Source organism: Methylocystis rosea SV97, assembly GCF_000372845.1.
Taxonomy (GTDB): Bacteria; Pseudomonadota; Alphaproteobacteria; order Rhizobiales; family Beijerinckiaceae; genus Methylocystis; species Methylocystis rosea.
This window is the reverse complement of sequence record NZ_KB889963.1, coordinates 2,244,100-2,266,876: the sequence shown is the minus strand read 5'-3', so window position 1 is coordinate 2,266,876 and position 22,777 is coordinate 2,244,100. Positions and strand designations below refer to the sequence as shown.

The 22,777-nt window shown below is 62.0% G+C and carries 28 protein-coding genes and 2 tRNA genes; 13 read left to right on the top strand and 17 right to left on the bottom strand.

What is annotated here, in order from left to right:
* The first annotated feature begins 296 nt into the window (after positions 1 to 296).
* Complete coding sequence (gene bufA2, locus A3OO_RS24790; RefSeq protein WP_026222921.1) at positions 297 to 563, top strand: BufA2 family periplasmic bufferin-type metallophore; 267 nt, start codon at positions 297 to 299, stop codon at positions 561 to 563.
* A gap of 79 nt (positions 564 to 642) precedes the next feature.
* On the opposite strand, the gene A3OO_RS0111935 is transcribed toward bufA2, so the two are convergent.
* Together A3OO_RS0111935 and A3OO_RS0111930 are read right to left on the bottom strand one after the other, a co-directional pair.
* Positions 643 to 1,326 (bottom strand): NrsF family protein, encoded by a 684-nt coding sequence (locus tag A3OO_RS0111935; RefSeq protein WP_018408077.1) that lies wholly within the window; start codon positions 1,324 to 1,326, stop codon positions 643 to 645.
* A 3-nt stretch (positions 1,327 to 1,329) separates the two neighbouring features.
* A complete protein-coding gene (locus A3OO_RS0111930; protein ID WP_026222920.1) occupies positions 1,330 to 1,905 on the bottom strand; it encodes a sigma-70 family RNA polymerase sigma factor in 576 nt (191 codons plus the stop codon).
* 288 nt (positions 1,906 to 2,193) lie between these two features.
* Here A3OO_RS0111930 and A3OO_RS0111920 point away from each other — a divergent pair, with 288 nt between their 5' ends.
* Genes A3OO_RS0111920 through A3OO_RS0111905 form a run of 4 tightly spaced genes read left to right on the top strand, consistent with a single transcriptional unit; the run spans position 2,194 to position 4,704 of the window.
* A complete protein-coding gene (locus A3OO_RS0111920; protein ID WP_014893121.1) occupies positions 2,194 to 2,472 on the top strand; it encodes a BufA1 family periplasmic bufferin-type metallophore in 279 nt (92 codons plus the stop codon).
* Between the two features lie 9 nt (positions 2,473 to 2,481).
* The gene (gene bufB, locus A3OO_RS0111915) at positions 2,482 to 3,408 is read left to right on the top strand and encodes an MNIO family bufferin maturase (protein ID WP_018408074.1); all 927 of its coding nucleotides are present in this window, start codon (positions 2,482 to 2,484) and stop codon (positions 3,406 to 3,408) included.
* Positions 3,392 to 4,165, top strand: coding sequence for an HvfC/BufC N-terminal domain-containing protein (locus A3OO_RS0111910; RefSeq protein ID WP_018408073.1), 774 nt, complete (start codon positions 3,392 to 3,394; stop codon positions 4,163 to 4,165). The genes bufB and A3OO_RS0111910 overlap by 17 nt, the downstream gene beginning before the upstream one ends.
* 56 nt (positions 4,166 to 4,221) lie before the next feature.
* Positions 4,222 to 4,704, top strand: a complete 483-nt coding sequence (locus tag A3OO_RS0111905; protein WP_018408072.1) for a DoxX family protein — start codon at positions 4,222 to 4,224, stop codon at positions 4,702 to 4,704.
* Between the two features lie 93 nt (positions 4,705 to 4,797).
* On the opposite strand, the gene A3OO_RS24575 is transcribed toward A3OO_RS0111905, so the two are convergent.
* The 5 genes from A3OO_RS24575 to A3OO_RS0111875 all read right to left on the bottom strand — a co-directional run bounded on the left by A3OO_RS24575 (position 4,798) and on the right by A3OO_RS0111875 (position 6,619).
* On the bottom strand, positions 4,798 to 4,932 hold the full coding sequence (locus A3OO_RS24575; RefSeq protein WP_018408071.1) for a hypothetical protein: 135 nt from the start codon (positions 4,930 to 4,932) through the stop codon (positions 4,798 to 4,800).
* 130 nt (positions 4,933 to 5,062) lie between these two features.
* Positions 5,063 to 5,296 carry a hypothetical protein gene (locus A3OO_RS0111895; protein WP_018408070.1) on the bottom strand — a complete coding sequence of 78 codons (234 nt, stop codon included), beginning with the start codon at positions 5,294 to 5,296 and terminating at the stop codon, positions 5,063 to 5,065.
* A gap of 210 nt (positions 5,297 to 5,506) precedes the next feature.
* Positions 5,507 to 5,749 (bottom strand): hypothetical protein, encoded by a 243-nt coding sequence (locus A3OO_RS0111890; protein ID WP_018408069.1) that lies wholly within the window; start codon positions 5,747 to 5,749, stop codon positions 5,507 to 5,509.
* A 16-nt stretch (positions 5,750 to 5,765) separates the two neighbouring features.
* Positions 5,766 to 6,032: a hypothetical protein gene (locus A3OO_RS0111885; RefSeq protein WP_018408068.1), complete on the bottom strand. Its 267-nt coding sequence runs from the start codon at positions 6,030 to 6,032 to the stop codon at positions 5,766 to 5,768.
* Between the two features lie 374 nt (positions 6,033 to 6,406).
* Positions 6,407 to 6,619 carry a cold-shock protein gene (locus tag A3OO_RS0111875; protein ID WP_018408066.1) on the bottom strand — a complete coding sequence of 71 codons (213 nt, stop codon included), beginning with the start codon at positions 6,617 to 6,619 and terminating at the stop codon, positions 6,407 to 6,409.
* Between the two features lie 409 nt (positions 6,620 to 7,028).
* Between A3OO_RS0111875 and A3OO_RS0111865 the strand changes: the two genes are divergently transcribed.
* From A3OO_RS0111865 to A3OO_RS0111855, 3 genes are all read left to right on the top strand, one after another.
* On the top strand, positions 7,029 to 7,307 hold the full coding sequence (locus A3OO_RS0111865) for a hypothetical protein (RefSeq protein WP_018408064.1): 279 nt from the start codon (positions 7,029 to 7,031) through the stop codon (positions 7,305 to 7,307).
* A gap of 203 nt (positions 7,308 to 7,510) precedes the next feature.
* On the top strand, positions 7,511 to 7,972 hold the full coding sequence (locus A3OO_RS0111860) for a MarR family winged helix-turn-helix transcriptional regulator (RefSeq protein ID WP_026222919.1): 462 nt from the start codon (positions 7,511 to 7,513) through the stop codon (positions 7,970 to 7,972).
* 47 nt (positions 7,973 to 8,019) lie between these two features.
* The gene (locus A3OO_RS0111855; protein ID WP_026222918.1) at positions 8,020 to 8,421 is read left to right on the top strand and encodes a DUF1398 domain-containing protein; all 402 of its coding nucleotides are present in this window, start codon (positions 8,020 to 8,022) and stop codon (positions 8,419 to 8,421) included.
* Between the two features lie 197 nt (positions 8,422 to 8,618).
* Here A3OO_RS0111855 and A3OO_RS0111850 read toward each other — a convergent pair.
* Positions 8,619 to 8,695 (bottom strand) — tRNA-Arg (locus A3OO_RS0111850).
* A gap of 133 nt (positions 8,696 to 8,828) precedes the next feature.
* Between A3OO_RS0111850 and A3OO_RS0111845 the strand changes: the two genes are divergently transcribed.
* The gene (locus A3OO_RS0111845; RefSeq protein WP_018408061.1) at positions 8,829 to 9,944 is read left to right on the top strand and encodes a methyltransferase; all 1,116 of its coding nucleotides are present in this window, start codon (positions 8,829 to 8,831) and stop codon (positions 9,942 to 9,944) included.
* 152 nt (positions 9,945 to 10,096) lie between these two features.
* Here the strand turns inward: A3OO_RS0111845 and pgi are convergent, their stop codons facing one another.
* On the bottom strand, positions 10,097 to 11,731 hold the full coding sequence (gene pgi / locus A3OO_RS0111835) for a glucose-6-phosphate isomerase (protein WP_026222917.1): 1,635 nt from the start codon (positions 11,729 to 11,731) through the stop codon (positions 10,097 to 10,099).
* A gap of 173 nt (positions 11,732 to 11,904) precedes the next feature.
* On the opposite strand from pgi, the gene A3OO_RS0111830 reads away from it, so the two are divergent.
* Positions 11,905 to 12,945 (top strand): C45 family peptidase, encoded by a 1,041-nt coding sequence (locus A3OO_RS0111830; RefSeq protein WP_018408059.1) that lies wholly within the window; start codon positions 11,905 to 11,907, stop codon positions 12,943 to 12,945.
* Here the strand turns inward: A3OO_RS0111830 and A3OO_RS0111825 are convergent.
* The 3 genes from A3OO_RS0111825 to A3OO_RS0111815 all read right to left on the bottom strand — a co-directional run bounded on the left by A3OO_RS0111825 (position 12,942) and on the right by A3OO_RS0111815 (position 16,193).
* Entirely contained in the window at positions 12,942 to 13,907 is a 966-nt protein-coding gene (locus A3OO_RS0111825) for an L-threonylcarbamoyladenylate synthase (protein ID WP_018408058.1), read from the bottom strand. The two genes, A3OO_RS0111830 and A3OO_RS0111825, sit on opposite strands and share 4 nt — an antisense overlap.
* On the bottom strand, positions 13,904 to 14,662 hold the full coding sequence (locus A3OO_RS0111820; protein ID WP_018408057.1) for a proteasome-type protease: 759 nt from the start codon (positions 14,660 to 14,662) through the stop codon (positions 13,904 to 13,906). The genes A3OO_RS0111825 and A3OO_RS0111820 overlap by 4 nt, the downstream gene beginning before the upstream one ends.
* A 331-nt stretch (positions 14,663 to 14,993) precedes the next feature.
* A complete protein-coding gene (locus A3OO_RS0111815) occupies positions 14,994 to 16,193 on the bottom strand; it encodes a GNAT family N-acetyltransferase (protein WP_018408056.1) in 1,200 nt (399 codons plus the stop codon).
* A 118-nt stretch (positions 16,194 to 16,311) separates the two neighbouring features.
* Here A3OO_RS0111815 and mtnA point away from each other — a divergent pair, with 118 nt between their 5' ends.
* The gene (mtnA, locus tag A3OO_RS0111810) at positions 16,312 to 17,400 is read left to right on the top strand and encodes an S-methyl-5-thioribose-1-phosphate isomerase (RefSeq protein WP_018408055.1); all 1,089 of its coding nucleotides are present in this window, start codon (positions 16,312 to 16,314) and stop codon (positions 17,398 to 17,400) included.
* An 11-nt stretch (positions 17,401 to 17,411) separates the two neighbouring features.
* On the opposite strand, the gene A3OO_RS0111805 is transcribed toward mtnA, so the two are convergent.
* On the bottom strand, positions 17,412 to 18,059 hold the full coding sequence (locus A3OO_RS0111805; RefSeq protein ID WP_018408054.1) for a class II aldolase/adducin family protein: 648 nt from the start codon (positions 18,057 to 18,059) through the stop codon (positions 17,412 to 17,414).
* Positions 18,060 to 18,222: 163 nt separating this feature from the next.
* On the opposite strand from A3OO_RS0111805, the gene A3OO_RS0111800 reads away from it, so the two are divergent.
* A tRNA-Ile gene (locus tag A3OO_RS0111800) sits at positions 18,223 to 18,298 on the top strand.
* Between the two features lie 62 nt (positions 18,299 to 18,360).
* Here the strand turns inward: A3OO_RS0111800 and A3OO_RS22955 are convergent.
* From A3OO_RS22955 to A3OO_RS21590, 3 genes are all read right to left on the bottom strand, one after another.
* Complete coding sequence (locus tag A3OO_RS22955; protein ID WP_156824808.1) at positions 18,361 to 18,993, bottom strand: site-specific integrase; 633 nt, start codon at positions 18,991 to 18,993, stop codon at positions 18,361 to 18,363.
* A gap of 298 nt (positions 18,994 to 19,291) precedes the next feature.
* Positions 19,292 to 19,690, bottom strand: coding sequence for a hypothetical protein (locus A3OO_RS22640; RefSeq protein ID WP_018408051.1), 399 nt, complete (start codon positions 19,688 to 19,690; stop codon positions 19,292 to 19,294).
* A gap of 48 nt (positions 19,691 to 19,738) precedes the next feature.
* On the bottom strand, positions 19,739 to 20,251 hold the full coding sequence (locus tag A3OO_RS21590; protein WP_198008795.1) for a hypothetical protein: 513 nt from the start codon (positions 20,249 to 20,251) through the stop codon (positions 19,739 to 19,741).
* 437 nt (positions 20,252 to 20,688) lie between these two features.
* Here A3OO_RS21590 and A3OO_RS22950 point away from each other — a divergent pair, with 437 nt between their 5' ends.
* Complete coding sequence (locus A3OO_RS22950; protein ID WP_083909757.1) at positions 20,689 to 21,291, top strand: transposase family protein; 603 nt, start codon at positions 20,689 to 20,691, stop codon at positions 21,289 to 21,291.
* 328 nt (positions 21,292 to 21,619) lie between these two features.
* Here A3OO_RS22950 and A3OO_RS0111770 read toward each other — a convergent pair whose 3' ends face one another.
* On the bottom strand, positions 21,620 to 22,123 hold the full coding sequence (locus A3OO_RS0111770) for a phosphate-starvation-inducible PsiE family protein (RefSeq protein ID WP_018408048.1): 504 nt from the start codon (positions 22,121 to 22,123) through the stop codon (positions 21,620 to 21,622).
* Positions 22,124 to 22,777 lie beyond the last annotated feature (654 nt).

Below are 22,777 nucleotides of genomic sequence, written 5' to 3'. Positions count from 1 at the left end.
AAAGTAGATGCCTGTCACTAAACTTCTCCCCGCCCAGCTGATCACGCGTGATCTCCCATCGATCAACTCCGCGATACTGCAGAAGTTTTTCACGATCGACTTTTCAAAGACGAAGGGCGGAGCGGGCGCGTCGCTCTTGCCCGCGCGGCCGCAAAAGAGGCCAAAGTCAGGAGCGACTCCCGCTCCTCGAAGGCGCCGCGCTGTAACCTTATTCGTAGCCGCGACGAATAGCGTCCGCAGGTTCCCCGTGAACCTGGAACGCTCGTCCTGCGAGCTGATTTTTCAAGGAGATGGAAATGAACGTCAAAAGTGTTTCGGGCGCCTCAATGGCCGCTGCGGCGATCGCCCTCGTTCTGAGCGGCGCGGCGCCGGCGCCCGCGCTTGCCAAAAAAATGAGCAAGTCTGTCCATTGCGCCGGAATCAATTCATGCAAGGGAACCAGCGCCTGCAAGACTGCGAACAACGCCTGCAAGGGCATGAACTCATGCAAGGGTCAGGGGCGGGTGCCTGAAAAATCAGCAGCGGCTTGCGAGGCGAAGGGCGGCAAGATCGCCGAGATGTAAGCCGTGCGGCGCGGACGGATGCGCCTTCTTCGTCCGTTCCGCGCCGGCGGTCGATTTTCTTAGCCGAGATGAGCCGTCGTCAGCGGCGATGCGCTTGAAAAGAGGCGATCAACTCGTCGCGCATGGTCCAGTGCAGCAGCGCCCGGCCGAACAGCGAGGCGATTCCCGTTAGCAGGACGACGGAACCGAACTGCCAGATGCAGACCGACACTGCCGCGTCCTGTCTGAAGGACAGACGTAGCGCCGCCGCCGCCAAGGCCGTCGATGCGAGCGCGGCAAGTCCAATCGTCACGAATGGCGCAATGGGCGCGCCGCGCTTGACCATCGACAGGATCAAAACCGCCGCCGGGATGCTGATGGCGAGAATGGTGGGCAGGCAATAAATGTCTGAATGCGAGAGGAGACCGGACACGCCGAAGGCGTCAACGTCCCTCCAGCATCCAACGGCGAGCGCGCCTGCCCAGAGCAAGAAGAACAATCCGGCGGCGAGCCGCTCCCAGATCGGGCGCGCCGGACAGCCGGCGCTGAAGGCCCCAGCTGCTGCGACGACGCTCGTCAGGAACGCCGCAGCCAATTCCGTCGCAAACTGCGGGTCGGCGATCTTGGCGACAAAGTCGGGCCTCACCCCCATGACCGCCACCACGATCGCGACATAACAAAGCGAAACCGCGAACCAAACGAGCGCGCGCCAGGCAGGATGCGGGAGCGGGCGTATCGGCGCGCAATTGTCGGTCAGGGCTTTGATCAGGTCTTGGTTCAACATTCGCTAGCCAATCCGCTCCAGGGCCTGTCGCATCGCTTTGATGGCTCTATGGATTCCGACTTTCAGCGAACCAACGCTCTTCCCCGTGACCTGAGACGCTTCGTCCAGCGAAAGACCTTGGATCTTGATCAGTTCAATCGCCTGGCGCTGGCCAGCCGGCAGGATCGCCATGGCTCGGCGAAGCGCCTCGCGATCGTCCCTCGTCTCTTGTTCGGATTTCGCGCCGTCGCCGTCAAAGGTTTCAGGCAAGATATCGACCGTCGTTTCGTTGGCGCCTCGTGCGTATCGACTTCGCGCGGCGTCGGCGACGCGCCGCGCCGCGATGGTCATCAGCCAGGGCGTAAACGGACGCTCGCGATCATAGGTCTGGCGCACCGTGTGAATGGACACGAGGATTTCCTGAACCACGTCTTCCGTGTCATGCGCATTCGGCCACCTTCGCACGACGAACCGGCGCAAAACGGGAAAGAGATCAGACAAGAGCTCGCCATACGCGGCATGATCGCCGTCCTGCGCCGACGCCATGAGCGCGCGCCAGCGGCTTTCCCGGTCGTTCGACGTATCGCTCAATTCGCTCATGTCCACTGCGAATTTGCGTCGCTCGCTCCGCCGCTTCCGATTGGACTCCGCGCAGCGCGCATCAGCGGATACGGCAGTTCTAATCCATCAAGCGTCCGCGCGCCATCTCACCCGACTCGACTTTTTCGCGGTTTTCGATGAACGCCTTCGGCTGTAACCTTTGAAGCCGTCGCGACGAAATTGACCCTTGAGCGGCGAACGGTCGTCTTGAATTGCACGCCGAATACGTCAGATTTCAACCGATCGCCGTTTAATGGATGAATCGGACGCAAGCAGAGGGAGATCAGAATGTCAGACAAGAAGCTTTGCGCCGCCTTTGCGATCGCGGGCGCCTTCGCGACGGCCGTCGCTCTGGCGGAAACGGCTAAGGCCGCGAACGACCAAGAAAAGTGCTTCGGCGTTTCCTTGAAGGGCAAGAATGATTGCGCGGCGGGCCCGGGAACCAGCTGCGCAGGAACCTCAAAGACCAATTATCAAGGCGACGCATGGAAATATGTCCCGAAGGGCACGTGCACGTCTATCGTGACGCCCAAGGGCAAGGGCAGCCTCGAGCCGATTTCGCACTGAGGCCCCGGCATGGGCACGCATTCCGCCCCCGAACATCGCCGCGCGCGCGCAGCTTCCTCGCTGCCCGCCCGCGCTGGAGTCGGTTTCAAGAGCGTGCATCTCGCCGACATCGAAGCCTCGGCGCGCGATATCGGTTTTTTCGAAATCCACGCCGAGAACTACATGGGCGCCGGCGGAACTCCGCACGCGCAGCTTATGCGTTTGCGCCGAGATTGGCCCCTCTCGATCCATGGCGTCGGCCTGTCCGTCGGCGGCGCCGAACCTCTCGATCGCGAGCATCTTCGCCGCGTGAAGAGTCTTGTCGAGCAGTACGATCCAGCCGCGTTCTCCGAACATCTCGCCTGGTCGACGCAGGGAAGGCGCTTTCTCAACGACCTGCTGCCCCTGCCCTATAACGCGACGACATTGGCGCATGTCGTCGCTCATGTGGATGAAATCCAGGAGGCGCTCGGCAGGCCGATCCTCCTCGAAAACCCAGCGGCCTATCTGCTGTTCCGATCCTCGGAGTATTCGGAGATCGAGTTCCTGCGCGAAGTCGTGCGCCGCACGGATTGCCGGCTGCTGCTCGACGTGACCAACGTCTATGTCAGCGCAACGAACCTCGCCTATTCGGCGGAGGACTATATCGACGCCTTCCCGATGTCCTTTGTCGAAGAGATTCATCTTGCCGGATATGCCGAGGATGTCGACGAGATTGGCGACCCTCTGCTGATCGACGCGCATTGCGCGCCCATCCCTGACGCGGTTTGGCGCCTCTATGACCGCGCGCTGGCGCGACGCGGACCGGTCGCGACGCTGATCGAATGGGACAATGACGTTCCCTCCTGGCCGACCCTCTCCGCGCAGGCCACGCAAGCGGAGATGCGCCTTGAAAGGCGGCGGCGTGCTGTCAAAGACAGGCTGAGATCGGAGGCGCTTCATGACGACCTCGGCTGACTTCGATCAAGGCGCATTTGTCCGCACGCTGCTCGACCCGGAGCTGCCGCCGCCCAACGAACTCGAAACCCCCGGCGGCTTTCCGCCGGAGCGACGTTTGGCGGTCTATCGCAACAATGTGTGCGTCGGACTGGTCGACGCGCTGGCGGAGCGCTTTCCAATTTGCTTGCAGTTGGTCGGCGATGAATTTTTTCGCGCTATGGCGCAATGCTATGTGCGCGAACGCCTTCCGCGCACGCCGATGCTTTTCGAATATGGCGACGAGTTCGCGACATTCGTCTCGGATTTCGCGCCGGCGCGCGAACTTCCTTACCTTCCGGACGTCGCGCGGCTCGAATATGCCGTCGGCCAAGCCTATCACGCCGCGGACGCCGCGCCGCTGTCGTTGGATTTGATCCGGGCCGTACCGCTCGATCGACTGGAGAGCGCAACGGCTGCCCTGCATCCCTCGACGCAGGTCGTGGCGTCCGCGTATCCGATCGTTTCGATCTGGCGGCGGCACATGTCGGACGACGAGATGACGCCAGTGGAGCTGGACCACGGCGAAGAGGCGCTTGTCGTTCGGCCCGAGCTGGCGATCAAGGTGGCGGCTCTTCCCGCCGGCGGATCGGCCTTCGTCGATGCGCTTAGGAGCGGAGGAACATTCGGCGAAGCCGTGAATGCGGCGACCGCCGTCGCGGCGGATTTTAAACTGACCGACTGCTTGCGGGAGCTTCTCTTGACTGGAGCCTTCGTGGCCCTCAGCGTCGCGCACTGAACTTAAAAAACGCGTTTTAGCGTGGCCGCGGCGATCATTGATGGAGCTTGAACGTAATGAATTTCATAAGAAAGATCGCGCGCTGGTTGGATGCGATCCCCTATTCGCTGATCGCGCTTTTTCTGCGGATCGTCGTCGCGCATCCGTTCTTCGTCTCCGGTCAGACAAAGATCGAGGGACCAACACTAGGCCGCGAAATTTTCGGCCTTGATCTGTCGTTTCAGATCCCGACAGCGGTGCGCAGCGCAACCTTCACGCTCTTCGCCGAAGAATATAGATTGCCGCTGATTTCGCCGACCGCCGCCGCCTATGTGGCGAGCGGCCTCGAATTCGTCCTGCCGCTGCTGCTTGTCCTTGGGCTTTTGACGCGCCTCTCGGCGTTCGTTCTTCTGGCGATGACAATCGTCATCCAGATCTTCGTCTATCCCGATGCATGGTGGACGGTCCATGCCTATTGGATGGCGATCCTCACCGTGTTGATCGCCCGTGGGCCCGGCGCGATCTCCCTCGACCATCTGCTGTTTCGGCGTCGGAGCTAAGCGAGGCGGCCCTCTAGAACGGCGGCGATAAGCGCCGCCGTTGCATCCGAGACGCAAGCTCCATCTGTTCGTCGCTCACGCCTGATTCACCGCTCACGGCGCCTCGACATAGACAACAGATCCTGTCTGCTGAGGCGCGGTGTGTGCGTGCGCCAAGCCGACGCCGACTCCAAAGAAGATGACCGACCCGAGGATGGCTCCCACAATCGCGCTGGTGAATTTCGACATAACGTCCTCCTGTTGTTTTGCTGAGGAGAACGCTAGCCGTTTCAGAACCGCGCGAATGTGCGCCTTCGCACGCGGCCCTCACCGGGGCTGATCGTCGCCTGGCTTCTCAGCGCCTTGAACAGGAATTGCCTCAGCGGCGGTTTAGCCATACGCCGAGGACCGCTCCGCCGATCGCGCCGGCGATGGCGCACATGAATGCAACGGAAAGTCCTGCCGCGGCGACGCCCAAACCTGCGGCCAGTGCGGAGCCGATTCCGGCAAAGGCGAGTGGAGCCGTCGCGCCGCTGATGTCGTCAGAAGTCTTTGCGTCTGTCGTGGCGTATGGCTTGGCGTATGGTTTGGCCATCTTCGGTGTCTTGGCCATTGTACTGATCCTCGCTTGCGCTCAGGCCTTCCGCCTGATCACGCTCACAAGGACAGATAGGGCGCCACGCGTCGAAGGGACGAGGCGTGCGAGGTGGTTTGAAGCAGCTTAAGGAGGGGACCCAGCGCGTGCGCGACGCCGCGCTCTAGCAAGATTTTTCAATCCGCTTCAGGCGCGGCCGTCTCAGGCGCGATATATGGCGGCTTTATATCACCGGCGACGTAACGGGTAATCTTCGCTGTCGTAGAGCGGCCGAATCTCGCGGCCGAAAAAATGCTGTTCATCCACTTCCAGGGAACAGCCGGCGAGCGCTTTTGGCGTAAGCTCCTCTACGGCGAAGCGAATAGCCTCCGAGGCGTGCTCGAAGCGCCGAAAATTGAGGGACTTAGAATGCGAATTGGCCGCCTTGGAAAAATAGAGGGCGGCTTCCGTTGTATATTGCTTCGCGTCCATCGATTGCCTCCAGAAACTACTGCATGAAGTCTTCCCGCGCGACGAGTTCGAGAGCGGATTCTACGGCGACCCTTTCCTGCCCATCGCGTTCTCTCTTCATTCGGTATTGCAGGCCGGCGCCGGCGTCGGGCAGATGGCGCGTGACGCTGAACGAATCGGTCCCCGTCGCGGCGCCGAATTTTTGGATCACGCGAACCCCGATCGCGAATTTATGCGATGGGGTGGCGGTAAGCCTTTGCGCTGGACGCCGAAAGCTTCGGATCGTGTCGTTGTCATTGGTCATATAGAGGCGCTCCTCGAGTGATCGTCATGAGCGCATTCAGGCGGTGAGCCCGCCATGCGCTCGACTTACCGCCGTCGCTTCGCTTCGGCTTCGCGCGCCTGGAGCTTTTCAACGGTCTGCCAGGACGAATCCTTGACAACCGCCGCACCCCCGTCGCGGGGTTTATCTTTCTTGGGCTTTTTCGCTTCGCGATTACTGCGCCGTTGGCCTTTAGCCATGTCCGCCCCTCGTATGAATGGGCCTCGCGCTCAACGTCCACTGCTGCGCTATCTTGCGCGGACGTTAAATAGTGTCTTGGTTCCTCCTGAAAGGAACTTTCCCGGCCCCGGCGATCGGCCGCATTGCGGCCGGACCACCAGGGGCCGGGAAGATGATTAGGCTGCGACCTGCAGCTGATCGGCCGACGACTTTCCGCTACGACGATCGATGGCGATTTCGTAGCTGAGCTTCTGGCCTTCCGCGAGACCCATAAGTCCCGCGCGCTCAACCGCGCTGATGTGGACGAATACGTCCGGGCCGCCGGATTCCGGCTGGATGAAGCCAAAGCCTTTTTGGGCGTTGAACCATTTAACGATACCGGTCTGCATTGACGTGTCCTTTCGAGAACAGCTGTCTGCGCCATGCAAGATTGCGTGGCGCTTGGGGATCGAAGTTCTGGAGAGGAAGTCAGAAGCCGACGCGCCAAGGGAGCGGAAGCAAGATCATTCGGCCGAAACTCGATAGGCAATATTTAGCGCATATGGGCGAAAATACAAGCTGGAACGCGGGAAGAACTGAGCGAATATGAGACGTCGGCCGGCCTTCGAGCGAAAAACATTTCGGCCCGTTTCGGGAGTGAAAAACATTTCGGCCCGTTTCGGGAGTCAAGAATACATTGGGCTTCAACTTCGAGACGAAATAAGTCCAGATTAAAATTGCTTTCATCGGCAGCAGCGCCCATTTCGTAAACACCCTCCGGCTTCGCGGCACTGAGCACAAGGCGAAGGAGCAAGGGCGATGAGCGAAAAAGTGATTCTCCGATTTGCATCATCCGCGTGGTGGGCTGAGCATCCCCGGACGCATCTGGTTGTCGTGCATGCGATTCTGTCGCTCTCCACCCAAGATCGGACCCCAGAGGAGATCTGGCTCTCGCCCACCACCGACGAGTGGCGGAAGGTTGCTGAACTTGCCGCGGACTGCTGCGATGACGGCGACTTCGCTCTGACCGGCGACAGGATGGCTTGGCGCATCCTGTCGAGAACATTTCGCGCCGCCGCGCCGCCATTCACGATCTGAGTGGCGCGCCAGCGTGATGCGCGACCTCTGTTTTCACCGTCCGCACGCTTTTTTGAGGCGTAACGCCGTGACAGAACGCGGACCGCAAAACGCCCTTTGGAATTTGGCGCATCCACGCGCGTTTTGAATGCTGAGCGCGCCGCTGCAGCTACTTGTTGACTAGGAAACCAAATTCAGGCAGTTTCCTAGTCAACGGAGCGCCTGTGCCAAACGACAAGCCACCATCCGATCTCCACCACCACCTCGGCTATTGGCTAAGGGCGGTTTCCAACGCTGTATCGCAAAATTTCGCACGGCAGGTGGAAAAGGAGGGGGTCACCGTAGCGGAATGGGTATTTCTGAGAGTGCTCTACGACGCCAACCTGATTGCGCCGTCAATGCTCGCGGAACGCATGGGCATGACCAGGGGGGCAATCTCGAAGCTCGCAGAGCGCCTTGGCGAGAAGGGCCTTGTGGAGCATGAGGCGAATCCAACAGACCGGCGGGCTCAGGTGCTGGCTCTCACGCAAGCGGGCTGGGCGCTGGTTCCAGCCTTGGCGGAGATCGCGGATGCGAACGACGCCGCTTTCTTCAAGATGCTTGCGCCCGACGAGCAGCGCGCCTTGAGAGCGCTGCTCATGAAAATCGTGTTGGAACGCAAACTGACGAAGGCGCCGATCGACTAACATTGATCGGCAGAAGGACGCTATACACAGACGAGAAGGATGGCGCGATGCAAGCGCAGCGGATCTCTATTGCTCAAACCTGCCTGAACGCAGCCTACGATAAGACGATGGCGTTTCCCGATATCGTCGGAACGCTGATAAAGGCTGGGTTCGAGGGCTATTTCGTCGATTACCGCCGTAACGCCACAACCTATTTCCTGCTGGATGGGGAGAGCGTCGTGCTGGAAAACCGCGCCTCGGACGGAGTGATTGCCGCGCAGTTCGACGGGGCGGCCGTTTCGGCTCAAGTCAAGTGGGCGCAGACCAATCCGCCTGGCTATTCCTATGCCGCGTTCTGCAAGAACGTGAAGGCCTCGGGATGCGCGGGCTACATCGTGTCCTTCTCGGGCCGCCGCGTACTCTACTTTGGCCGCACCGCTGAAACGCATGTCGAGCACTTCCCGCAGTAGAGCCTCGAAAGTTTGTCGGGATGCGGCGGCACTTCGGCTTCAGGTGAGCGGCGGCATACGTCGCTCACCTGTTTTAACGCCATGCGAAGCTTTCGGATGCAGAGCAGATTGGACAGCTGCAGGTCTACCCGGCGCCAGGGGAACAGACCCAAGCGCTTGGTTCCGACACTTAGAAGATCGGTTCAGCAGCTTACAAATGGCGCGCCCGAGAGGATTCGAACCTCTGACCTCTGCCTTCGGAGGGCAACGCTCTATCCAGCTGAGCTACGGGCGCAATCGCGCTGCTTTTCTACAGGAAGCGCGCGTGCGCCGCAACGGCGGCGTCTGCCCCCCGAGACGACGCTCTGGCGACATGCTAAGCCGAAGACCTGAATTCTGAAGGCAAGACCTTAATCTGAGAGACTGTTTTGGCATTACTCGATCAATGGCTCGAGCGATTGCGCAGCGTGCGTGACAGGCTCATCGCCAATCCGAGATTCCAGCGCTGGGCGTTGAAAAATCCCATCACGCGGCCCTTGGCGCGGCGCGGCGCGCGCGCCGGCCTCGATCTCGCCGCCGGCTTCGTCTACTCCCAGGTTCTCGTCGCCTGCGCCCAACTGAAGCTCTTCGACATATTGCGCGACGGTCCGCTCAGCCTCGACGCGCTCGCGACCAAACTCGCGCTGTCTGAGCCCGCAGCGCGGCGCCTGCTCGAGGCGGCCGCTTCGCTGGGCCTTGTCGAACGACGCGGCGCGAAATACGGGCTGGGATTGCTCGGCGCCGCCTTCGCCGGCAATCGCGCGGCGCTCGCCATCGTCGAACACCAGCCGCTGCTTTACGCAGATCTCGCCGATCCCGTGGCGCTGCTGCGCCAGGAAAAGCGCGGCGCGCTCGCCGATTATTGGCCCTATTCGGATGGCGAGGCGCCCGAATCGCTCTCGGCGCAACAAGTCGGCCCTTACAGCGCCTTCATGGCGGCGACGCAGCCGATGGTCGCGCAGGAAGCGCTCGACGCCTACGACATTTCGCGTCATCGGCGCCTGTTGGACATCGGCGGCGGCGAAGGCGTGTTTCTTGCCGCCGCCGGCGCCCGTGCGCCGCATTTGCAGCTTGCGCTCTTCGATCTTCCCGCCGTGGCGGCGCGCGCCAAAGAGCGGCTCGAAGAGGCAGGCCTGCTCTCGCGCGCCGACATCCATGGCGGCGACTTCCTCAATGACGCTCTTCCAGAGGGCGCCGACGTCGCGACGCTCATCCGCATCGTGCATGACCATGACGACGCTTCGGCGCTGAAGCTCCTGCGCAATGTGCGCAAGGCGCTCGCGCCCGGCGCGACGCTGCTGATCATCGAAGGCATGTCGGGCGTCAAAGGCGCCGAGCCGCTCGACGCCTATTACGGCTTCTACACGCTGGCCATGGGCCGCGGCGAACCACGCCGCGTCGAAGAGATCGAGGCGCTGCTGCGCGAAGCGAAGTTTGGCAAATTTCGGCTCTTGCGGAATGCATTGCCGGCGCTTGCGAGCATTCTCGTCGCCGAGGCGGTGTGAGGTTTTGCCCTGGATTCCCGATCGCACGCTTCGCGCGCGTCGGGAATGACAACCCCGTATGTTCAGCAACGCGATGTCATTCCCGACAGGCCGAAGGCCTGATCGGGAATCCAGAGCAAAGGCGCGCGAAAAGGCGCGCACATCACCTCGACTCAATGCGACCTTCTCCACGCGATCAGGCCAGCCGTCGATGCGTCCAGCCCTTGCGTAGATTCGTCCTTATTCTCGATGATTGGCGCCAAACGGTTGGCGAGCTCCTTGCCAAGCTCGACGCCCCATTGGTCGAAGGGATTGATGTCCCAGATCACCGACTGAACGAAGACCTTGTGTTCGTAAAGCGCAACGAGTCGACCGAGCGTGCGCGGATCAAGATGTCGGTAAAGCAGAACGCTTGACGGGCGATCGCCCGGAAATGTCTTATGCGGCGCAAGGCGTTCGACCTCCTCCTCGCTCAGCCCCTGCCCGCGCAACTGCGCCTTCGCCTCTTGAAGCGTCCTGCCGCGCATAAAGGCTTCGGCTTGCGCGAGGCAATTAGCGAACAGCAGTTCGTGATGGCGTTCATCGGCCGCGGTCGGCTCCGCCGCGACCAGGAAATCGATCGGGACGACGTCCGTTCCCTGATGCAGCAGTTGAAAGAATGCGTGCTGGCCGTTGGTGCCGGGCTCGCCGAAAATCACTGGGCCTGTTTTATAACTGACGCGAGCGCCCTCGCGCGTCACCGACTTGCCGTTCGACTCCATGTCGAGCTGTTGCAGATAGGCCGGAAACCGCGCGAGCCGCTGATCATAGGGGATCACCGCATGCGCGGCGCATCCCATCACGTTTCTGTGCCAGACGCCGAGAAGTCCCATCAGCACGGGAATGTTTTGTTCAAGCGGCGCTTCGAGAAAATGCGTGTCGATGTCGTGTCCCCCCTGCAGAAACTGCAGGAAGTGTTCCGGTCCCACGCCGATCGCGAGCGCAAGGCCGATCGACGACCACAGCGAGTAGCGCCCGCCGACCCAATCCCAGAACCCGAAGACGCGCGCGGGATCGATTCCGAATTCGGCGACCTTATCGAGCCGCGTCGAGACGGCGGCGAAATGCGACTTCACCGCAGCCTCGCCGAGCGCGGCGACGACTCGGGCGCGCGCGCTTCTCGCATTCGCCATCGTCTCCTGCGTCGTAAACGTCTTCGACGAGACGATGAACAGAGTGCGCGCCAGATCGAGATTGTGCAGCGTGTCGGCGAGGTCGGCGCCGTCGACGTTGGCGACGAAATGCATGCGCGGCCCCTCGCCGCGATAGGGCGAGAGCGCGCGCGACGCCATCGCCGGGCCAAGGTCCGAACCGCCGATGCCGATATTGATCACATCGCTGAACGGCGCGCCCGTCGCGCCGCGAATGTCGCCGGAGCGCACCGCGCGCGCGAAGGCGAAAACCTTGTCGCGTTCGGCTTCGATCAGCGGCCGCATGTTTTCGCCGCCGACGAGAAGCGGCCGCGACGAGAGATCGCGTAGCGCCATATGCATGGCGGCGCGCCTTTCGGTGTTGTTGATGACGACGCCAGAGAACAATGCTTCGCGCCGCACGTCCAGATCACGCGTTTTCGCCAGCGAGGTCAGCAGCGCGATCGTCTCGCGCGTCACTCTATGCTTGGAGAAGTCGAAGAGAAAATCGTCGAGCTTGACGCTGAAATTTTTGAAGCGCGCGGGGTCCTCGGCGAAAAGATCGAGCGTTCGCGTCAGCTCCAAAGCGGAAGCGTGAAATTTCAGTGCGTCAAAAGCGACGGCGACGGCGTCCGACATTCTTTTCTCGAAGAGCAAGCGCGTTTTCCTTTGGGATTTGTACCCGATTCGCAGGCGGAGGGCGCCGAATGACTTTACTCCGAGAGGCTGGACCCTAAATTTTTACTGTATTGTGACAGAGGAATGTGAAATCCATATCGGCTGGATGACATTTTTCTGACAGCAGGACGACGATGGACGCGATTCATTTCCTCGACGTGCGCAACGGCGGCCCGGTCGCCCATGCGACGGCGCGGTTCGACGCGGCGGCCGCGCTTCGCAAGGCCTGTCTTGGCGCGGCGGCGCCGGTCGGCCGCCTGTGCCTGCCGTCGATTGACCGTATCGCCGCGAATTGGCTGAAGCGCTCCGCCTCCGCCTACCGGGCGGAGCTCGAGCGCATCGTCGCCATTCTCGGCTTTCCCGGCGCGATGACGCTGAACATGTCCTATCTCTTCGCCTGCACCACGCAAGCTTATGAGGACGAGCGCGGCCTGCCGCGCCTGCGCCGCACGCTCGACTGGCCCTTCCAGGGCCTCGGCAGGGGCGTGGAAATCGCGTTGCAGTCCGGCGGGGCGGGCGAATTTTACAACGCCACCTGGCCGGGGGCCGTGGGCGTGCTGAGCGCCATGGCGCCCGGCCGCTTTTGCGCCTCGATCAATCAGGCGCCGATGAAGCGGCGCACCCAGGGCTCCCTCGGCTTCGCCTATGACGCCGTCCTCAATCTGCGCGATGCCTTGGCGAGCGAAGGCGGTTGGCCGCCGGACCATGTGCTGCGCTATGCTTTCGAACATTGCGCAAATTTCGAGGCGGCCGTCGAGTTTATCGCCAGCGCGCCGATTGCGCGTCCAACTCTCTTCACCCTGGCGGGGGTGAGGCGCGGCGAGATGGCCCTGATCGAACGCACGGAACACGAGGCCCGCGTGCTGCGCGGACCGGTCATCGTCGTCAACGACTGGCAGGAGCCGCAGGCTGGCTGGCAGGCGCGCATGAGCTTTGAGAACAATGTGAGCCGCAAGGCGGCGATGCGCGCCGTCGCGCCTGACGCGCCGCCCTTTTCCTGGGTGCGTGAGCCCGTGCTCAACCGCCTGACGCGCCTCGCGGTGGAAATGTGCGCCGTCGGCGTGGGCGATTTCGCTGCGCGCGGCTACGAGTGCCCCTATCTGAAAGGCCGGCCGGAGCCGGTCACGCAGGACTTCTATCTGAACGCGGCGACGCCCACGGCGCTCGCGGCCTAATCCAGTCTCGGCGCGCTGGCGCGTCGCAGCCGATCATTGATCGCCTCGCCCAGCCCCCGCTCGGGCACATGCGCCACCGCGACATTGGCGATGCGGCGCGCGTCGAATTCCCGCAAATGGGCGAAGAGATTAGCCGCCGCCTCGACGAGATCGCCTGACGGCGAAAGATCGAGCACGAAAGCGCCGGAATTGGCGCGCGCGGCGAGCCGGCCGCCAAAATCGAGCGCCGCTTCGCCTTCGTTGAGTTCGTGCGCCTCCAAACGCAGGCGGGCGGCAGGCGCGTAATGTGACGGCGTCATGCCCGGCGCGAGGATTTCTGCGTGCGCCGGAGCCGCAAGCTTTGCGCCCAGAATCTTCTCGATCGCCTCCCGCGCGATCGCGCCGGGCCGCAGCAAGACGGGGGAGCCCTCACAGAAGGACACGATCGTCGATTCCAGCCCGGCGGCGGTGCGGCCGCCGTCCAGAATCATGTCGACCTTGCCCGAAAGATCTTGCGCGACATGCGCCGCCGTCACCGGGCTCACATGGCCGGAGCGGTTGGCCGAAGGCGCCGCAATTGGCCGGCCGAACGCCGCGATCAGCGCTTGCGCGACGGGATGCGCGGGAACCCGAACCGCGACGCTTGGCAGGCCGGCCCGGGCGAGTTCGCAGACAGCCCCGTCCGGCGCGAGCGGCGCGACGATCGTCAGCGGCCCCGGCCAGAAGGCCGCGGCAAGCCGCAGCGCCGGCTCAGGCAGCGCCGCCTCGCGGCGCGCGGCGTCGAGATCGGCGACATGCGCGATCAGTGGATTGAATGAGGGGCGGTCCTTGGCGTCGTAGATCCGGGCGACCGCCCATGCCTGCGTCGCATCGGCGCCGAGGCCATAGACGGTCTCGGTCGGGAAGGCGACCAGTCCGCCCTCGCGCAGGATCGCCGCGGCGCGAGCAATCGCCGCGGCGTCAGCCGGCGCAACAATCGTCACGCGTTGCGGCCGCTGTACGGAGGCTTGGGGATCGCCATATGCGCCTCGCGCAGCGCCTTCGACCAGCTCTCGCGCAAATCGCGAAAATACGGATCGTTCGAACCGATCCTGGTCGCCACCTCCATCTGCAGCGCGTCGCGACGCAGCAAGGCGATGTCGATCGGCGTGCCGACCGAAAGATTCGAGCGCATGGTCGAATCCATGGAAATAAGCCCGATCTTCAGCGCGTCATAAATGTCGGTGTCATAGGAGACGGCGCGGTCGAGTATGGGCTTGCCATATTTGTGCTCACCGATTTGCAGATAATTGGTGTCCGGCGTGCATTCTATGCTGTTGCCGGCGGTATAGATCATGAAAAGCCGGAGCGGCCCCCCGGCGATCTGACCGCCGAGCAGCAGGGAGACGTCGAAGCTGACGCCCTGCGCCGCGGGCTCCCCCTCGGCGTTGCCCGTCTGGACGCGTGAGAGGCGCACCGCACGCCCGACGAGCTGGGCGGCATGCAGCATGTTGGGCGTGTTCATGACGTTTTCGACGACGCCGCTCTCGGGATGCTCGATCCCGTCGCCGATCAGGTTCACGACGCCCTGCGTCACCGAGAGATTGCCCGAGGCGGCAAGCATCAGCACGCGCTCGCCGGGCCGCTCGAAAAGATGCAGCTTGCGGAACGTCGAAATGTTGTCGAGCCCGGCGTTGGTGCGCGTATCGGCGATCATCACCAGTCCATCGCGCACCAGAATGCCGCAACAATAGGTCATGTGCCTCCGTAGCGGTTCGCGCCAAACGCTGCAGGACTTACAAGTTTCGGGCCATGAGGCAAGTGCGGCGAGGCCACAGCGAAGGGGAATCGGGTGAAGGATCGTTTTCCTCACCCTCATCCTGAGGAGCCGCCCGCAAGTCGGGTTTACCCGACTTGCGGATTTAATGTCGATCTCGGGCAGGCCCGAGATCGAAGGCGGCGTCTCGAAGGACGAGGGTGAGGAAAAATACGGGAAACGGGCTTCCTCGCCCTTCGAGACGCGTGCTGCGCACGCTCCTCAGGATGAGGAAGCCCTTCACCCGATCACCTTGGGCCACAGCGAAGGAAAATCAATCGCCGTTTTCGCTCTTGTAAGGAAGCTCGGCCGCATGTTCGGCGGCCCATTCCGCCACCGCTGCGCGCTCGCGCGCCAGATAGTCCGAGACCGCCTCGGCGAGGCGTGGGTCGGCCAGGAAATGGGCCGAATGGGTGATCACCGGCCCATAGCCGCGGGAGATTTTATGCTCGCCCTGCGCGCCGGCCTCGACGCGCTTGTAGCCGCGGCGGATTGCGAATTCGATCGCCTGATAGTAGCAGACCTCGAAGTGGAGAAACGGCAGCGCTTCCAGCGCGCCCCAGTTGCGCCCGTAGATGGCGTCGTCGCCCAGAAAATTGATCGCCCCGGCGATATGCCGCGCGCCGCGACGCGCCATCACCAGCAGGATGCGATCCGCCATGCGCGCGCCGATCTCATCGAAGAACGCGCGAGTCAGATAGGGGCGGCCCCATTTGCGCGCGCCTGTGTCCATGTAGAACTCAAAAAACGAATCCCAGTGCGCCGGACGAATGTCGCTTCCCGTGAGCAGATCGATTGTGATGTCGTCGCCGAGCGCTTCGCGTCGCTCGCGCTTGATCGCCTTGCGCTTGCGCGCTGTAAGCCGCGCCAGAAAATCCTCGAAGTCCACATAGCCGTCGTTAACGAAGTGGAACTGTTCTCCGGCGCGGTAAATGAATCCGGCGCCGCTCAGCGCAACGCATTCCTGCTCCGTGCAGAATGTGACGTGAATGGAGGACGCGCCGCTCGCCTTGCGCAATCCGTGCAAGGCGGCGATCAGCGCCTCACGCGCGCCTTCGGGCGCGTCACTCGCGATCAGCAGCCGACGCCCGGTCACAGGCGTGAAAGGGGCCGCCACCTGAATCTTCGGATAATAGCGTCCGCCGGCAAGCTCATAGGCCTGCGCCCAGCTTTGATCGAACACATATTCGCCGAGGCTATGCGTTTTGATATAGGCCGGCGCGCAGGCGACAAGCCGCCCCCGCGAATCTTCGACGAGCGCATGCGCCGGCGCCCAGCCGGCGCGCGCGCCGACCGACTTCGACACTTCAAGCGCGCGCAGGAACGCATGCGAAACAAAAGGATTATATCGCTCGCCCACCGCATCCGGCAGGCCGGGCGGATTGGCGCACGCGTCCCAAGCCTCAGCCCCGACGGAGTCGAGCGATTCGGCGTATCGAACCGAAAATTCTTGCGCCGAAAATTGTTGCGCCATGTGTCCAGTGGAGCAGCCGCGTTTCAAAGCTTTCTAGCACAGCGCCGCGGCGCGCTCTAACATGGCGCGAATGGCGACATCATCCAAGCGCGACTTTTGAGCAGGCAAGAACGACAACATGAAAATTAACGGCCGTGACTACAGAACGATCTGGCTCGATTCGGACGGGCGGCGCGTTCACGTCATCGATCAAACCGCGCTCCCGCATCGCTTCGAGACGAAAACGCTCGCAAGTTGCGAAGGCGCCGCTGAAGCGATCAGCGCTATGACAGTGCGCGGCGCGCCGCTGATCGGCGTGACCGGAGCCTATGGCATGGCGCTCGCCGCCCAGAGCGATCCAAGCGACGACGCCATCGCTGGCGCCTATGCCGCCCTCCTCGCGACGCGGCCGACAGCCGTCAATCTGCGCTGGGCGCTCGATCGGCTGCGCGCGCTGCTCCTCGCGGCGCCGGTCTCGGTCCGCGCCGACCTTGCCTATGCCGAAGCCGCCAAGATCGCGGAAGAAGATATCGCGGCCTGCCAAGCCATCGGCCTCGCCGGCGCAGAACTCATTCATAAAGCGCGCGGCGGCGACGGTCCCGTCAACATCCTCACCCATTGCAACGCCGGCTGGCTTGCCACCGTGGATTGGGGCACCGCTTTGGCGCCGATCTACGCGGCGGCGCGGCAAGGCGCGCCGATACATGTGTGGGTCGACGAGACGCGTCCGCGCAACCAGGGGGCGAGCCTCACGGCCTTCGAACTGCTGGGCGAAGACGTTCCGCATACGATCATCGCCGATAACGCCGGCGGCCATCTGATGCAGCATGGTCTTGTCGATCTCGTCATCGTCGGCAGCGACCGTACGACGCGCGCCGGCGACGTCTGCAACAAGATCGGCACCTATCTCAAGGCGCTCGCGGCGCATGACAATGGCGTGCCGTTCTATGTTGCGCTGCCCTCTTCGACGATCGACTGGCGCATCGCCGACGGCGTCCGCGACATTCCGATCGAAGAGCGCGCCGCGCGCGAAGTCACCCATATCAGCGGCCGAGGCGCCGACGGCGCGACGTTCGAGGTTCAGCTCACGCCCGACGGGTCTCCGGCGCGCAACTTCAGCTTCGACGTGACGCCGTCGCGGTTTGTCACTCGGCTGATCACCGAGCGCGGCGTTTGCGCCGCAACGGAAGAAGGACTGAAGGGATTGTTCCCGGACCTCGCCGGTTAGCTAAGCTCTTTCTAACTCTCGCGCGTTCCGTAAGTTTTGAAGCGTTCGACCGTGCGCATGATCTCATCATCTGAAAGCACGACGGGTTTGCCGGCGAGCGCGCCGAGGTAGAAGACTTGCGCAAGCGCTTCGAGTTCGACGGCGCGCCACAATGCTCTGCGCATAGTCGCGCCGGTGACGATGGCGCCATGATTGGCGAGGAGCACGCCATCGCGATCCGCGAGCCCCGCCACGACGAGATGCGACAGTTCAGCGGTGCCGTAGGGCGCGTAATCGACGCAGCGCACGGTCGGGCCGCCGAAGGCCGCGATCATGTAATGCACGGCCGGAATATCGCGCCGCAAGGTCGCGATCGTCGTCGCATAGGGCGAATGCATATGCGCGATGGCGTTCACGTCCGGTCGGGCGCGGTAGATGTCGAGATGGAAACGCCATTCGCTCGACGGCGGTCGCGGACCGTCGAAAGCGCCGTCGGCCGCAAGCGGCATGCGCGCGATCAAGTCGGGCGAGAGTTCACGGCTGGGAACGCCGCTCGGCGTGACGAGCGCGGCGTCGCCGACGCGCAGGGACAAATTGCCCGCAGAGCCGTGATTGAGACCCAGCCGCTCCATTTCTTGCCCGGCGTCAACGATCGCCGTGCGTGCGTCATGTTCGTCCATACAAGAAGCCTTACAGGCGCGGCGCGGGCCCTGGCAAGACAGGCTGACGCATGCACGCGGCCCGCGCGCCAGGCGAACGCGAGCGCACGATGAGAGCGCGTGATGCATGCCCGCGATATTGCGCACGCCCGGCTTGCGGTATAGGACGGGCCTCCCCGTCTCGGGGCCGGTAGCTCAATGGTTAGAGCCGGCCGCTCATAACGGTCTGGTTGCAGGTTCGAGTCCTGCCCGGCCCACCAGTAAAAACAAACACTTACGAAATCACTTCAATGGCCGGGCCACCGATTTGGCCACCGAAACCCTACTTTTGACCGATCGCCAGTGCCGCCTCGTCCTGATAGTCTGGCGCGAGGTGACCATAGTGATCGATGACGATTTGTTCGCTCGTTCCGAGGAAGTCCGCGACCTTGCGCGTTGGCAACCCCTTCGCCACAAGCCATGACGCCGCGCTGTGCCGCAACGTGTAGGCGGTCACGCCGCCGCCTAGCAGTGCGAGCTTCGTCGCGCTGCCCATAGCGACTTTCACAGATGCGACGGGGTTGCCGTTAAACCTAACAACGTGACCGCGCTCGCCGTCGAGACGACGCCAGCGCAACAGATGCGCTTTCAAGCGTGGCGAGATTTTCACAGTAGGCTGACGCTTGTCAGTCTCTATCGCACCATCGGCATGGCGATGAAAAACGCCTCGCTCAATATCGACGTGCGATCTACCTGGGCCTCTATCCCATGTCGCATTTAAGATCGCGCCGGGTCGTGAGCCGGTGTAGAGGCCAAGGATCAGAAAGCGGCATAGATGGCGCAGCGGGCGCTTGTCCGTTCCGACGCCTGCCTGAATCTCGCGATAGCGCCAACATGTCCAAAGTAGGCGCGCCGCTTCGTCGCGCGTTAGCCATCGCTGGCGAGCCTGGCCCTTCTCAGGCAACACGACGCGCACAACCTCCCGGTGATATCCCTCGCGATGATGATGCGTGATCGCCGCGCGAAGATCTTCTAGATCACGACGCGCGCCACCGCCGGTGCCGACGCTTCCGCCCTTGCGCTTGTCGGATGATTGACCGTGCCGTGACGCGGCGTAAGAGCGGCATAGAGCTCCGTTAATGTCAGAGAGAGATATTTGGAGCCGAAAAAATCTAGGGGCCTCTCTATGCGTTCCGCTGTCTTCCCTGGACGCGCATGACCGGGCGCAACATCATCTGAATAGATGCGCAACACGTCCGAAACTCGGATTTCGCTTAGTGCGCGTTCGCGGCGCGGCGACTGGTATTTTGAGACGAGGTGATCCGCGAGCTTTCTTTCAGCCGCTTCGCGCTCGCCAGCGCCGCATCCAGTGCTAACTTGTCGTCCTGAATCTTTGATGATCCAGACTGCGTTTTTGACGATGCAGCCGGCAGAATCTCTTCGGGGCGGGCGCAACCAAAGGTGTGCGCCTTTGTTGGGACGAGGCATTGCTGAAACATCCGTTCGATGGCGGCGAGCGTTGTCCAATCTTTTCCCGCGACTCGATAGATTTCAAGAGTCCCCTTGCGCGCTTCACGGCGCAGCGCCGCGACCGTTAGGCCGGGAAAGTGCGACGCCGCGTCGGCCAGACGCAGCGGCTTGTCTTTAGGTGTGGGCTGTTCACAATGGCTCATGATCGATGTGCGAAAGGGGCGGAGATCGACCGCCCCTTTTCATTCTCGTTAGGCGGCTTTGCGATTTATGGCGGCGCTATACGCCCCATGCGCATGTTCGAGCTTGTCGATATATTTACGTTCGGCCCGATTAAGCTCACGGTGAGGATGGCGCGCCCCATAGGCAGACCTCCAAATTTGCTGAGCACCGCTCGCCTTTGCCCTCGCCTGCTTTAGCTCCGCGAGTCTTGTCTCAATCTCGCGAATTTCGGCAGCGCCGGGCGTTTCATCACGCAAAAGCGTGAAAGATACGGGCAGCTTTTTCACACGGCGCATGTCGTCCAGTTTATACGAAACATTTTCGCCGTGACCCACACACCTCATCTTGAACTTATAGACGGCGAGAATCCCCCGCGCGTTTTGCAAGATGTAGAAGCATTGCGAATCGGCGTGAAACTCGTCCTTGCCATCATTGGCGATGTAGACGCCGCTCGCCCCCGCCGGAAAGCGACAAGAGATGCGTTGTGGGTAATACGCCCCCTTTGCGGATCCCAAGACTTTTAGCCTCGCGATTGAGCGCAAGTTCCTGCTCGGCGGCCATCGCTGCCGGCTGATCGACGAAGAACCGAGCATTGCCAATGCTCAGCACCGCTGCATCCCGCCTTTCGGCCGGTGGGACGGCTTCGCGACGATCAAAAGAAGAGCAGGCAGACAGCAGCGAGACGACAATTCCCGCGATGATCAAAAGACGCGCCCATCGCGACGCACTACTCATGCTGCTCATAGACCCTCTCGAACGCCTAACTCATACTTCCGTCAGTGCGCATCGGCTTAAGCCGTATACTGCGCCCTCGATAAGTGCATGGATGGAAGAGACAACGATTGCTTGCCCAAATGGGCTCGTGCTCGCGTTTGATGTCCCAAAATCCTGCTGCCTATAAAGGTCAACGAACTGTCAGGCATCAAGCGCCGCGAAGTCAACGAAATGCATGTAGTTCGCGCGGTAGGATGGGAAAATTATGGAAGCAGTTGCAATTCGGCAACGAGATGGACAGATCCGCTGCAATGGACGATTCGCCTGTCAATCGGCGTTGAAGTTTGGCTCTGACTCACATTTGATGAAGTTTGGGCGCCGGCTTGCAATGGTTTCATCAAGGAATCAACGCCATGCCCCGAAGCTTGCGCCCTCGGCTTTTGTGCCGGCCGGTTTCCACGTTGAAAACGCCATCCATGATGGCGCGGTTACCATCATCACGGTCCGCCCCACGAGCAAATCGAGCCGATGTCCGACATGCACGGCAGACGCGGAGCGTATCCATAGCCGCTATCTCCGGCGTTTGGCCGATCTACCATTGACGGGTCGACAGGTTCGGCTTGTCGTCATCGCGCGGCGGTTCCGATGCGACGCTGCTTCCTGTCGCTGCGCCATTTTCACGGAGCGTTTTAGCGCCAATATCCTGGCGCCGCGGGCTCGCCGAACGGCGCGATTGGACTGCCTCGTTCATCATCTTTCTATGGCTCGTGCGCGTGACCGACAGATACGACGGCGCCGTCATGCTGACGAGAGCGCCGAGCGCTGCGCCGTCAAGTCAGATGATTTGCGGCGAATGCCGAGGCCATGACTTACGACCGCGCCGCGATCATGCGAGACGCCCGCAAGCGGTTCAGAGACAGCAAGCGACTCGGGCTCGTCTGGACGCGGGCAATGCCTGTCGACGTCGTGGGCGGCCCGCGAAAGCCCCGACCGTGGATTTAGCGATGGGCGTTGTCCGGATAGAGAGGATCGCCACAGAGCGGCGACGCGTCCAGTCGGGGGTATCGCTCCACGATAAGAGAAAATCTATCTGGAGCGTCCGCTTATGCCCCACCTCTGCCATTTGGCCACGCATTCTTCGCACTGCGGATGGAGCTAGTCCGCCGCCAACGTCGGGCCCCGCAGAAAACAATTTGTCATCCTTGCGGGCTATCGCGTCGACGACGCTCCTCGTCCTTTTCGTCCTGATCGCGGATGAGCCAATAGACCGCGCCGAGCGCAAGGGTGGCGGTCGCGAGGCCCAGCATCGTCGCAGGCGGCGCCTCGGCAATGTCGAGGACAATGAACTTTCGCACGACCGCGAAGAGGGCAATCAGAACCACTGTGCGCACCTGCACGATGTTCTGATGACGCTTGATCATGATCAGGACGGAGTGGTTGAACTCAAGCGCAATGAGCACCGTCATGATCATTCCGAAGACCGTCTGGAACGTGGCCTGATTCGCGGGATCGATCGCGTCCTGGATGAGCAGCAGCAGAATCCTGGTCCCGAGGTGATACAGGGCGACGCCGATGACCAGCGCGATCAGCGCGGTTAGAAACAGGCAAACGATCTGCTCAAAGCGCTCGTAGATGTCGAGCGCATGAAACGAGGCGATGTCCTTTTGCAGCTGCTTTCTGATTGTCTGAGATTCGACCATGGTCGCAAAGGCCTCGCAGCCAGAGGTGGAAGCGCACGACGCGCTGCGCACGGCAGCGCCGTCACGCAGAGGTCGCCTTCGAGATGTGAGGCTATATAAGCCACCGCCCCTTCAACGCCATCGCGGTTCTCCTATCGGTATCGGAGAAGAGCGAATTCCGCGAAGGTCCTTCCGAAAATTTCTCCGCCCGTCTTGAAACAGCGAATTTGATCATGAGCCAACGGGCTCATGGGCGCAGCGTAGCCGGCAAGAACGCGGATTGGCGATAGGCCGCTTTTTCATATCGGCCGGAGAACGCGCGAGCGCCCACACGTGTGGCGAAGCTTGGCTAACAATCAGATGATTAAAACGAAGCGAGCTGCAGCGTATCATTTGCGTGCAGCTGTTCGCAGAATGGATCAGCAGCTTACCAAGGGGCTGCAGCGCGATACATAAGAGTTTTCGCCCTATGTGGGACGAAGAGGAAAATATGGGAGGAAAGCCCATGCATAAATTCTTTGGAGTCGCGGTGGGCGCGTTGTTGATATTTGGGTTGGGAGCGACTGCTCAGGCAGCCCCAGCGCCAAATTCTCAGGGCAGCGTAATCTCCAACTCGAACCTTGTCCTTGCGGCTCAGAAAGAACGTCAAGAACGTCAGGGCGAGCGCCAGGATAC